The sequence below is a fragment of the Methylophaga sp. genome (genome assembly GCF_030651745.1).
The window spans coordinates 25,836-36,670 of record NZ_JAUSCC010000020.1 but is presented as its reverse complement, the minus strand read 5'-3'; the positions used below and the strand labels follow the sequence as shown (position 1 = coordinate 36,670).

Below are 10,835 nucleotides of genomic sequence, written 5' to 3'. Positions count from 1 at the left end.
TCTGATGTTGTGTTCTACGGTACGCTGGAAGGTTACCTGAAAGCAGTTGATGCCCAATCAGGTCGTGAACTGTGGAGATTCAAAACAGCATCAGGCATTATCGGTAACGTTAATACCTACAAACACAACAACAAACAGTATGTTTCAGTACTGTCTGGTGTAGGTGGTTGGGCTGGTATCGGTATGGCTATCCCAAGTTTGGAAAATGATTCAGACGGTCTGGGCGCAGTTGGTGCTTACAAAGCACTGTCTAGCTGGACTAACCTGGGTGGTATTCTGAGCGTATTTAGCTTGTAAGACCCCTAATAAAGTCTACAGTGAATAAGTAGACACATTAGTTAAAACTAAGAACCCGACATCATTGATGTCGGGTTTTTTTTTCGATGGGATTTAAACAATCTCATAGCAAAAAATCAGGCTATTTTTCCTGACACCCATTCAGGAAAATCCTGAACGCCAAGGCGTTAATTGCTGACGCTACTTCTTTCACATCACCGTACTATCTCTCTACCGCCTGAATAGTTCAGCCGGTGTTATAAATAACTTTTAGAGAGGAAATTATTATGTGGACTAAACCAGAATATTCAGACATGCGTTTCGGTTTTGAAGTAACCATGTATATCTGCAACCGTTAAGACTTAACGATCAGATATGTGTCCGGGGTGAAGACCCCGGACATCTTCAACCGACCAGCAAATCAGACTGCTTTACGTTACGATGACACTCCACAATAAATCAGTGTGATTTGCTGAATAGTCGACAGGATAGAGAAATATGCACATACATGTCATGGGGTCAGGCGCCGGCGGAGGCTTTCCACAATGGAACTGCAACTGCAATAACTGTAAAGGCGTGCGCGAAGGAACAATAAAAGCGAGCCCTCGGACACAATCGTCGATCGCCATCAGCTCAGATGGTGTGGATTGGATTTTGTTTAATGCATCACCGGATATCAAAAAACAAATGGATGATTTTCCGGCATTACAACCAGCCAGAGAAGTTCGTGATACTGCTATCAAAGCGATATTAATCACCGATGCTCAAATTGATCATGTGACTGGTCTGCTGACATTACGTGAACATAACAAACCATGGGATATCTACTGTACTGAAGCGGTACACAGTGATCTGACCACTGGTTTTCCGGTCTTCAATATTCTCGGTCATTTCCGAGGGATCAACTGGCATGAAATCAAAACAGATTTAGTGCCTTTCACTATTCCAGCTGCACCGGGGCTGATATTTACTGCTGTACCTTTGAAAAGTGAAGCACCACCTTACTCACCGCATCGTCATAACACTGTGCCGGGTGACAATGTTGGTATTCGTGTTGAGGATACTCGCTCTGGCAAAAATGTATTTTATGCACCGGGCCTTGGCGTGGTGGAAGACCACGTTTTGGAATTTATGCGTAATGCCGATGTAGTTCTGGTGGATGGTACTGTGTGGACAGATGATGAAATGTCCAAAGAAGGCATCAGTGATAAACGTGCTCAGGAAATGGGCCATATTAATCAGTCAGAAGAGGGCGGCACCATCAGTTTCTTAAATTCGATGGAACGTCCACGTAAGATTTTGATTCATATTAATAATACTAATCCGATTCTCAATGAAGAATCGGCAGAACGTCAGGTGCTTAACAACGCAGGAATTGAGTTGGCATATGACGGTATGGATATTGAGCTATAAACAATCGGGAAAGGGCAAACGATGGCTGACAACACACCATGGTCAAGAGAAGAATTCGAACAAAAGCTGCGTGATAAAGAGCAGTTCTATCACATCAATCACCCGTTTCATAAATTGATGCATACGGGCAAGCTGAACCAGAAACAGGTTCAGGGTTGGGTGGCGAACCGCTTTTACTATCAAACCGCAATTCCGATTAAGGATGCGGCGATTATGGCTAACTGTGAAGATGCCGAAGTACGCAAGCATTGGGTGCAACGTATTCTGGATCATGATGGTTTTGAAGGTCAGGAAGGCGGTATTGAAGCCTGGTTGCAACTAGGTGAAGCAGTCGGTCTGACACGTCAGGAGCTGACCTCATACGAACATGTATTACCCGGTGTGCGCTTTGCGATTGATGCCTATGTAAACTTTGCCCGCCGTGCACCCTGGCAGGAAGCTGCCGGATCATCATTAACCGAATTATTTGCGCCAAAAATTCATCAGGCGCGTTTGGATAACTGGCCGGAACTGTATCCATGGATTGATGAAAGTGGCTATCGCTATTTCCGTAAACGCTTAAGTGAAGCGCGTCGCGATGTCGAACATGGCCTGCAAATCACACTGGATTATTGTGAGACCCGGGAGAAGCAACAGCGTGCACTGGATTTGCTGCAATTCAAGCTGGATATCTTGTGGACCATGTTAGATGCAATGTGGATGGCGTATATTGAAGATCGCCCACCTTATTGTATGGATGTTGAAAAATGACCAAGCGCGTATTTAACGCAGACAGTGTGCCAGTACTGGCATTAGGCTACCGCTTTCAATGGGAACCGATGCAGGACTGCTATGTTTTGTTATATCCCGAAGGCATGGTCAAACTAAACCCTGCCGCTGGCGAAATATTGAAACGCGTCAGTGAGAAAAAACAGACTGTAAGCGAATTGATTGCAGAACTTAAAGTCGCCTTTGATGGCGCAGACTTAGACGATGACGTCTATCAGTTTTTGGAGGAAGCACATGGCAACGACTGGATCAGAGCAGAATAAAGCGCCCGGTAGCACCGGTGGTGCTCTGGGGATGAATGTACGTGATGCTATCCGACAGCCATTATGGCTATTGGCTGAGCTGACTTATGCTTGCCCATTGCAATGCCCGTATTGTTCAAACCCGATGGATTTCGCCAAGATTAAAAGCGAATTGACCACCGAGGAATGGATTGATGTTTTCAAACAAGCTCGGGCGATGGGGGCAACACAGCTGGGATTATCGGGGGGTGAACCACTTGCCCGTCCGGATATTATTGAATTGATCCGTGCCGCACGTGATTTGGGGTTCTATACTAACCTGATTACTTCCGGAATCGGATTGGATTCCAGTAAGGCAATCGCATTTAAAGAGGCCGGTCTGGATCATATTCAGGTCAGTTTCCAGGCAAGCTCAGAAGATTTAAATAATCTGATTGCCGGTACCGATGCATTTCAACACAAAATTGAAATGGCCAAAGCGGTTAAAGCCGCAGGTTATCCGATGGTGTTGTGTTTTGTCACCCATCGTCAGAATATCGACAAAATCGACGAAATTCTGGATCTGGCGATCAATCTTGATGCCGATTATGTCGAGCTTGCCACCACCCAATATTATGGTTGGGCGATGCACAATCGCGATCAATTATTACCTTTGAAAGAGCAGCTGGTGCGTGCTGAGCGGATTGCTCATGAGTATCAGGAACAGCAAAAAGGCAATATGAAGATTTATTATGTTGTGCCGGACTATTACGAAGATCGGCCGAAAGCCTGCATGAATGGTTGGGGTAACGTGTTTCTCACTGTCACGCCGGATGGCACTGCCTTACCATGTCATGCAGCACGTGAATTACCCGGTATGACATTACCGAATGTGCGGGATACCAGCGTTAAGGAAATCTGGGAAGATTCAAACGACTTTAATCGCTTCCGCGGTTTTGACTGGATGAAAGAACCTTGCCGCAGCTGTGATGAAAAAGTGAAAGACTTTGGCGGTTGTCGTTGCCAGGCATACATGTTGACGGGCGATCCTGCAGCAGCCGATCCGGTTTGCAGTAAATCACCTAATCGTCATGTGGTTGATGAAGCAATTGAAAGAGGACGCCTGGAAGCCGCGAAACCTGTTGAAATTGCCAAACCTTTGGTGTTCCGTAATCCGAAGAACTCGAAACAAATCAGTGGGTTCTGAGTGAGGGTCTGTTGATATTTCATAGCCACCACTGCTGAAGGCACATTTTGTCCAACAAGGCGGAAATGATGCGGTGTAGTCGTTCTACATAAATCATTTATAAAGCAGTGGGACGGAATGTGCCCCCAGCCCTTCGGGTTGTGATTGAAAAAACACCACACGGTGTTGCTCGTCATTCATTTAGAATAACTACAAAAACGTCTGGAACGTTTTTGAGCGTAAGCCCTAAAGGGTGAGATACATGGATGTATCTCACAAACTACATTCCTCGCGCCTTGTGTGGCGTTTTTTCAATTCACAACAGAGGCCGCTATGAAAGATCAACAGACCCTAACAATTAAAACCAGCGGCCTGACCAAACAATATGGTCAGGCCGTTGTCGTTAATGGGCTGGATCTTCAGATAAAAGCAGGCCAATGCTATGGACTGTTAGGACCGAATGGTGCTGGCAAAAGCACTACTATCCATATGCTTACTACGATGACTTCACCATCAGCAGGTGAAGCCTGGATTGTTAATCAATCCATATTGGCAGATCCGGTGGCAATACGTCGTTCGGTCGGATTGGTGTTTCAGGATTCGGCCTTGGATCGCACAATGACGGTCGACGAAAACCTGCAATTTGCTGCCGCGCTTTATGGCATGTCAAAAAAACAGGCCAATGAACGTATCGAAGAATTATTGGCGGTATTTAATCTGGGAAGCAGGCGTAATGCCAAACTGCTGGCGCTTTCCGGTGGTCAACGTCGGGCAGTGGATATTGCCCGCGGCGTATTGCATCAGCCACAGGTGTTATTCCTTGATGAACCCACGATAGGTCTGGACTTGCCCAATCGTCGTTCTATCTGGCGCTTTGTTGAACAGTTGCGTCGCGATCACGGCATGACAGTCTTCCTCACCACACATTATCTCGAAGAAGCCGTGGCTTGTGACCATGTCGATTTTATTCAGCGCGGTGTGTTGCAAAAAGGTGGAAAACCCACGGACTTGATGCGACAGCTGGCAGCCTATGTGTTGGAAATTGAATGTGCTGATATTGAGCATGTGGTTTCACAGCTGACACCGCAGTTTGGTCAACCGATTATTGAAGATGAACAATTGAGTTTTTTGATTAAAAATGCCGATACTGATCTGCATTCGCTGCAACAGTCACTGGGCGACAGTATTAATGCCATGCGTTGGCGCAAGCCGAATCTCAATGATGTTTATCTGTGGAAAGTCTGTCCGCCAGATCAGGAGCAAGCTGCATGAGTTGGTTACCGGTTAAAGCAGTAGTAGGCCGTGAGCTGACTAAATTATTCAGACAAAAAGCCCGATTGTTTAGCTCTATGGTAAGGCCGATGATCTGGTTATTGGTCATTGGTTCTGGTGTGGGCAGTATGCTCAGTGGAGCACAACAGGAAGGCTATCTGCAGTTTCTGGTGCCTGGCGTACTGGCAATGACGCTGTTATTTGCGGCTTTATTGTCAGCACTAACACTGGTCTATGACAAAGAATTCGGTGTGATGCGTATGATGATGATTGCGCCAGTCGCACATTACTGGATTGTGCTATCCAAACTGATTGCCGCGACGATTACCGCCATGGTGCAGGCATTATTGCTGTTAGTCATATTACTGTTGATAGGGTTGATTGATATCAACATCGCTTTGTTTTTGATTCCACCGGCTTTGTTAACTGCGGTGGCCTGTGCATCGATGGGCGGCTTGATTGCGGTATTTTCCAAAACATTGGATAACTTTGCAGTGATCATGAATTTCTTTATTTTCCCGGTGTTTTTCCTTAGCGGTGCGCTTTACCCGGTGAGTCAACTGCCTGATTTTCTGCGCTATATCGTGTTGATTAACCCGTTTAGCTATGGTGTGGATTTATTAAAACATGCGGTTCCCAGTGCCCAGTCGGATTTTTCTATCTGGACGGATATGGCAGTGCTGATAGTGTTTTCTACGCTAGCCATTATTATTGCCTGCTGGCGTTTTTCTCGTGAGTCGGTTCATGAGCCATTATTTCATCGGGCGACTAAGCGCGGTTAGGCAAAAAAATAACGGTTTCTGATGCTGGATGTCTCAGTGCAGTCGCAACAATAAGTACCTTATTAACATCCATGACAAACAACCTATAGCTGTCAGTCTATTTCGATAGATGCATCTAATGCGCATGCTGTTGCACGGCTATTGGAAAGGTCATATCCTAACCGATTAAAAGCAGCATTCGATGCCTAGGAAATCAAGCATGACATCCACCATGAATCCAGCCCATGCCAATATGGTCTGGCAGCAAGTGCGACCCAATGAAGTTTCCAATCCGCAAGTTCTGGAGGCTTTACAAAACATTGATCGCGCACGGTTTGTCTCTGATGATTACAAAGAGTTGGCGTATTCAGATACCCGACTGCCTATAGGCTGTGGTCAGTTTATGTGGACACCGCTGGAAGAAGGGCGAATTTTGCAGTTCTTGCAATTGAAAGCATCGGATTCAGTGCTGGAAATTGGCACTGGCAGTGGTTTCTTCACGGCATTGATCGCAAAGCTGGCATTAAACGTCATTAGTATTGAATATTTTGCTGAACTATCCGCTTTGGCCAAATCAAGACTGGATGCTGCAGGTGTGCAGAATGTGATATTGCAGTGCGGCGATGCCAGCCATCGCTGGAATTTGGCCGATCGTATTGATGTCATTGTATTGACCGCCAGTTGTCAGCAAGTCCCGGAAGATTATCTTCATGCACTCAAAGTCGGAGGGCATTTAGTGGCAATAACTGGTCAGGCACCGGCAATGCAGGTGCAGCGCATCACCCGCAGCGGTGAATGGCAATGGCAAACCGAAAATTTATTTGAAACAGTGGTAGCACCGATGGTGCATGCTGAAACAAAAACTGAATTCACTTTTTAACGTAGAGAACGTGTTATGAAACAAATGTCAGCAACTCAACTGGATGAATTTTTGCAGGATCACGGGCAGGAAGCCATTTTAATTGATGTTCGTGAGTCACATGAGCTTGCAAATGGCATGTTGCAAAACGCTCAGCATATCCCAATGAACAGTATTCCAGCTCAGGTGGGAGAACTTGAAACTGTCAAAGACAGCCCGATAGTGCTGATTTGCCGTTCAGGTCAACGCAGTGCTCAAGTTGGCCAATATCTCGAACAATTAGGTTTTTCTGACGTTATTAATCTTGAAGGCGGGATGAACGCCTGGGCGGCTCAGATCGATACCAGTATGAACGTTTATTAAGGATTGAGCATGAAAGCGCTGTTTATTATCAGTTTTTTTGCTGCTGTATTTTGTCGACCGGCATTGGCGGTTCAAGATCTGGTAGATATCTATAATTTATCAGTACAAAGTGATCCGATCCTGATGGCGCAAGGTGCAGCCCAACGGGCGACAGGCGAATTGGCTGATCAGGCTGATGCGGCATTTTTACCGCAGATTGATGTTGTCGCCAATAATAGCCGGGTATGGTCTGACAGCTCATCACAACGTTTTGGCGGTACCAGTGAATACAATGACCATGGTTATACCATTAGTCTGGTACAACCTATTTATCGCCGTAATAACTTTGTGCAATCTCGTCAGGCAGATATTGCCATTGAAGGCGCGGCAGCCAATTATCAATTTGCTGAACAGGAACTGATTGTTCGTGTTGCTGAGCGTTATTTCGCCGTATTGGGTGCTGAAGATGATCTGAGTTTTGCTTTGGCTGAGCTCGAAGCAATTGAAAAACAACTTGAACAGGCTGATCAACGATTTGAAGTTGGCCTGGCAACCATTACCGATGTCAGTGAAGCGCGTGCCGCTTATGATTTAGCCAACGCTGCCGTCATTGAAGCAGAAAATCTGGTGGCTAACAGCCGGGAAGCTTTGCGTGAAACCGCAGGTGTATATCCTGGCAACTTAGCTGAGCTCAGAGCTGAAACACCTCTGGTAAAGCCGGAACCTGAAAGCATTGACGAGTGGAGCGAGCAAGCCATCGTGATGAATCCGGTATTACTTGCTGCTGGCAGCAATGTGGGGCTTGCCAGAGAAAATATCGAGTTTGAACGCAGCGGACATTACCCGACTCTGGATTTGGTGGCTCAGAAAGGCTATACCTCGCAAAGTGACAGTAACCTGAGCGGTAGCAACAAAACCCATCAGAAAATATTAGGTTTACAGGTTAATATTCCTATTTATGCGGGTGGTGTGGTTAACTCCAGAACCCGTGAAGCCAGCTTCCGGTTGGATGAAGCGATGCAAAACGAAGAAGAACAACGCCGCGCCATTTTGCGGCAAACCCGTGCTGCATATAATAGTGTGATGTCGGGTATCAGCAGGGTGAATGCGTTAAAACAAGCGGTATATTCCAATCAGAAAGCATTGGAATCCACTGAAGCAGGTTTTGAAGTTGGTACACGTACCACAGTCGATGTGTTGAATGCCCGTCGTGAGTTATTCAGTGCATTACGGGACTATTCGCGGTCGCGTTATGATTACGTGGTGAATACTTTAAGGTTGAAACAAGCCGCTGGCATTGTGAGTATCAATGATATTGAACAAATCAATCAGTGGTTGGAGCCAAGGGCTTAAGGGGTCGTTATTGCCATGATGGCAAATTCTCAAGACAGTGTTCTAGTCGTCATTGATGTGCAACAGAAACTGGCTAAGGCGATGCCCGAAGGTGTGCGGGAGCGTCTTAATAACCAGATTAAAACGCTGCTTACCGCCGCTAAGGTGCTCAATATCCCGGTTATTGTCACAGAACAATACCCCAAAGGGTTGGGACCGACAGAACCCGAATTACAGGAAAACTTGCCTTTAGGCACCAAAATTATTGAGAAAACCTGTTTTTCCTGCATGCAATCGCCGGATTTTCGTTATCAGCTGGCTGCCACCCGGCGTAATCAGGTGATTCTGGTTGGAATGGAAACCCATATCTGTGTATTACAGACCGCGTTAACGTTAAAGGCGGAAAACTACCGTGTGCATGTGGTGGAAGATGGGGTTTGCTCACGTGCAAAAAGTAACCAATATAACTCCTTACATCGACTGCGCCATGCCGGTGTGATCGTCAGTAATGTGGAGTCCGTGCTGTTTGAATGGCTAGGGGATGCCGGTCATGCCGAGTTTAAAACACTGGCTAAATTGATTGTTTAGCGGTTCCGCTGCCCGCTAGCGCGTTGCTGGCGTCGCTGTTTACAGTTGATCACGGTTTTCTGTTTATCTTCTTCATTCATTTTCTCCCAACGTAAGATTTCATCCATCGTCCTGAAACAACCACGACAGATATCCTGGGCATCAAGTCCGCATTTTCCAATGCAAGGGCTGGGTGTGAAGGGCTGTTCTGAGTTCATGAGAGTGTTTTATGGTTAGTTGGCGCTGAGCTTGCGAAGCCCAACAACTTATTTTCGTTCATAGCCAAATTTGATCGTAAAAACTCAGGCATGAAACCGCTGACGTTTATTGGCCATACCAACTTTGGCTGGTTTATTTAAGGTGGGGAGCGCTTCATAATCCGGCTGGCCTTTGAGTCCGGCACGGGCATAATCCAGACGCAAATGGTCTTTGACCAACTCTGCTGGTTGGTGCATATCTTCGGTCAGCACCACATAAATCAGTTCAAATAAACGTTTCAGAGCAATTTTGGTGGTTTGCCCGGTCCGTTGATAGATCCGATCGGACAATGTCATAAAGTGCCAGAAAGGCTGATCATCCAAGAGCAATGGCAGAGTATTGATGAAACGACCGGAGTTACCGATTAAATCCCAATAGCGAGCAAAGCGATTCACTCGTTGCATGGTCGAAAAATCAATTTCCCGACTGCTGAGCAGGTTATAAGGTGGCAACGGATTAAAGCGTAAATCGCTGGGCTCATTATGTCGATTTAATGGTGCACCACGTAGACGTTTAAGAATGCCGACCTGAATTTCATGCGGATTCAATGCAATTAACTGGTCAAAGCTGTCGGCAAAGTTTTCCAGCGTATCGCCGGGCAGGCCGAAGATCAGATCGGTATGCAAATGTGCGCCACTGTGTTCACGCAACCAGCAGATATTGTCTTTGCTTTTATCATTATTCTGCTTACGGCTGATACGTTCCTGGATTTCGCTATCAAAGGTCTGAATACCGATTTCAAACTGCAGAGTATTGGGTGGGAATTTCTGTAAAACGGATTTTAATTTGTCCGGCAGATTATCCGGTACCACTTCAAAATGCAGATATAAATCATCGCTCATTCGTTCCAGGAAAAACTCCAGAATAGCGATGCTGGTGGTGATTTTCAGATTGAAGGTTCGGTCAATAAATTTGAAATTCCGCACACCGCGCTGCCAGAGCTGCTCCATTTCTGCCAGAAAAGCATCCAATGGAAAAGCGGTCGCGGTTTTATCCAATGCCGATAAGCAGAACTCACATTTAAACGGGCAGCCACGGGAAGCTTCAACATATATCAGCCGGTTACGAATATCTTCGTCATTGTAAAAACGATAGGGCAGAACCAGTTGTTCCAGTGGGGTGGCGCGGCCGTCTATATATTTGGTTTGTGGTTGTTCACCTTGCAGTAATTTTTCGCAAAGTTCACGAAAATCCTGTTCGCCGGGACCGGCAATAACATAATCGGCCATTTCACACACTGCTGGTAAATCGGGAGAATGGCTGACTTCCGGACCGCCGAGAATAATACGAATTTCAGGTTTAATGGATTTTAACAGAGCCACCACGGCTTCAATTTCACTGACATTCCAGATATACACGCTGAAGCCGATGATTTCCGGCTGGTAATTAAGCAATTTTTCGACAATGCTTAATGGCTGTTCCTGAATGGTGAATTCCACCAGCTCAGCGGTGGATTGGTGCTCACCAAGATTGGCATACAGATAACGTAAACCAAATGCCGAGTGCATATAGCGGGCATTCAGGGTGGTAAGCAGGATTTTGGCTGAGGTCGACATGCGCACATTGTAAATCAAACGTAG

General features: G+C 46.1%; 13 protein-coding genes and 1 pseudogene. 12 read left to right on the top strand and 2 right to left on the bottom strand.

The window, feature by feature from the left end:
- From Q7V21_RS01630 to Q7V21_RS01575, 12 genes and pseudogenes are all read left to right on the top strand, one after another.
- Positions 1–297, top strand: a pseudogene (locus Q7V21_RS01630) (PQQ-dependent dehydrogenase, methanol/ethanol family); the annotation flags it as partial.
- Between the two features lie 266 nt (positions 298–563).
- The gene (gene pqqA, locus Q7V21_RS01625; RefSeq protein ID WP_081443609.1) at positions 564–635 is read left to right on the top strand and encodes a pyrroloquinoline quinone precursor peptide PqqA; all 72 of its coding nucleotides are present in this window, start codon (positions 564–566) and stop codon (positions 633–635) included.
- 139 nt (positions 636–774) lie between these two features.
- Positions 775–1,689, top strand: a complete 915-nt coding sequence (gene pqqB / locus Q7V21_RS01620) for a pyrroloquinoline quinone biosynthesis protein PqqB (protein ID WP_304915613.1) — start codon at positions 775–777, stop codon at positions 1,687–1,689.
- A gap of 21 nt (positions 1,690–1,710) precedes the next feature.
- Positions 1,711–2,439 (top strand): pyrroloquinoline-quinone synthase PqqC, encoded by a 729-nt coding sequence (gene pqqC / locus Q7V21_RS01615; protein WP_304915612.1) that lies wholly within the window; start codon positions 1,711–1,713, stop codon positions 2,437–2,439.
- Entirely contained in the window at positions 2,436–2,720 is a 285-nt protein-coding gene (pqqD, locus tag Q7V21_RS01610; protein WP_304915611.1) for a pyrroloquinoline quinone biosynthesis peptide chaperone PqqD, read from the top strand. The genes pqqC and pqqD overlap by 4 nt, the downstream gene beginning before the upstream one ends.
- Complete coding sequence (gene pqqE / locus Q7V21_RS01605) at positions 2,692–3,885, top strand: pyrroloquinoline quinone biosynthesis protein PqqE (protein ID WP_304915610.1); 1,194 nt, start codon at positions 2,692–2,694, stop codon at positions 3,883–3,885. The genes pqqD and pqqE overlap by 29 nt, the downstream gene beginning before the upstream one ends.
- Positions 3,886–4,197: 312 nt before the next feature.
- A complete protein-coding gene (locus Q7V21_RS01600) occupies positions 4,198–5,136 on the top strand; it encodes an ATP-binding cassette domain-containing protein (protein WP_304915609.1) in 939 nt (312 codons plus the stop codon).
- Positions 5,133–5,918, top strand: a complete 786-nt coding sequence (locus Q7V21_RS01595) for an ABC transporter permease (RefSeq protein WP_304915608.1) — start codon at positions 5,133–5,135, stop codon at positions 5,916–5,918. The genes Q7V21_RS01600 and Q7V21_RS01595 overlap by 4 nt, the downstream gene beginning before the upstream one ends.
- 199 nt (positions 5,919–6,117) lie before the next feature.
- Positions 6,118–6,777 (top strand): protein-L-isoaspartate O-methyltransferase, encoded by a 660-nt coding sequence (locus Q7V21_RS01590; protein WP_304915607.1) that lies wholly within the window; start codon positions 6,118–6,120, stop codon positions 6,775–6,777.
- A gap of 15 nt (positions 6,778–6,792) precedes the next feature.
- Positions 6,793–7,119: a rhodanese-like domain-containing protein gene (locus Q7V21_RS01585; protein ID WP_304915606.1), complete on the top strand. Its 327-nt coding sequence runs from the start codon at positions 6,793–6,795 to the stop codon at positions 7,117–7,119.
- A 9-nt stretch (positions 7,120–7,128) separates the two neighbouring features.
- Entirely contained in the window at positions 7,129–8,451 is a 1,323-nt protein-coding gene (locus tag Q7V21_RS01580; RefSeq protein ID WP_304915605.1) for a TolC family outer membrane protein, read from the top strand.
- A 15-nt stretch (positions 8,452–8,466) separates the two neighbouring features.
- Positions 8,467–9,018: a hydrolase gene (locus tag Q7V21_RS01575; RefSeq protein ID WP_304915604.1), complete on the top strand. Its 552-nt coding sequence runs from the start codon at positions 8,467–8,469 to the stop codon at positions 9,016–9,018.
- On the opposite strand, the gene Q7V21_RS01570 is transcribed toward Q7V21_RS01575, so the two are convergent.
- Both Q7V21_RS01570 and Q7V21_RS01565 read right to left on the bottom strand, forming a co-directional pair.
- On the bottom strand, positions 9,015–9,215 hold the full coding sequence (locus tag Q7V21_RS01570; protein WP_304915603.1) for a DUF1289 domain-containing protein: 201 nt from the start codon (positions 9,213–9,215) through the stop codon (positions 9,015–9,017). The genes Q7V21_RS01575 and Q7V21_RS01570 overlap by 4 nt on opposite strands.
- An 84-nt stretch (positions 9,216–9,299) precedes the next feature.
- The gene (locus Q7V21_RS01565; protein ID WP_304915602.1) at positions 9,300–10,811 is read right to left on the bottom strand and encodes a B12-binding domain-containing radical SAM protein; all 1,512 of its coding nucleotides are present in this window, start codon (positions 10,809–10,811) and stop codon (positions 9,300–9,302) included.
- Positions 10,812–10,835 lie beyond the last annotated feature (24 nt).

What these genes read in the sequence shown, in the direction of transcription:
- pqqB (WP_304915613.1), top strand. Translation starts at nt 775, where the DNA reads ATGCACATACATGTCATGGGGTCAGGCGCCGGCGGAGGCTTTCCACAA.
- pqqC (WP_304915612.1), top strand. Translation starts at nt 1,711, where the DNA reads ATGGCTGACAACACACCATGGTCAAGAGAAGAATTCGAACAAAAGCTG.
- pqqD (WP_304915611.1), top strand. Translation starts at nt 2,436, where the DNA reads ATGACCAAGCGCGTATTTAACGCAGACAGTGTGCCAGTACTGGCATTA.
- pqqE (WP_304915610.1), top strand. Translation starts at nt 2,692, where the DNA reads ATGGCAACGACTGGATCAGAGCAGAATAAAGCGCCCGGTAGCACCGGT.
- Q7V21_RS01600 (WP_304915609.1), top strand. Translation starts at nt 4,198, where the DNA reads ATGAAAGATCAACAGACCCTAACAATTAAAACCAGCGGCCTGACCAAA.
- Q7V21_RS01595 (WP_304915608.1), top strand. Translation starts at nt 5,133, where the DNA reads ATGAGTTGGTTACCGGTTAAAGCAGTAGTAGGCCGTGAGCTGACTAAA.
- Q7V21_RS01590 (WP_304915607.1), top strand. Translation starts at nt 6,118, where the DNA reads ATGACATCCACCATGAATCCAGCCCATGCCAATATGGTCTGGCAGCAA.
- Q7V21_RS01585 (WP_304915606.1), top strand. Translation starts at nt 6,793, where the DNA reads ATGAAACAAATGTCAGCAACTCAACTGGATGAATTTTTGCAGGATCAC.
- Q7V21_RS01580 (WP_304915605.1), top strand. Translation starts at nt 7,129, where the DNA reads ATGAAAGCGCTGTTTATTATCAGTTTTTTTGCTGCTGTATTTTGTCGA.
- Q7V21_RS01575 (WP_304915604.1), top strand. Translation starts at nt 8,467, where the DNA reads ATGATGGCAAATTCTCAAGACAGTGTTCTAGTCGTCATTGATGTGCAA.
- Q7V21_RS01570 (WP_304915603.1), bottom strand. Translation starts at nt 9,215, where the DNA reads ATGAACTCAGAACAGCCCTTCACACCCAGCCCTTGCATTGGAAAATGC.
- Q7V21_RS01565 (WP_304915602.1), bottom strand. Translation starts at nt 10,811, where the DNA reads ATGTCGACCTCAGCCAAAATCCTGCTTACCACCCTGAATGCCCGCTAT.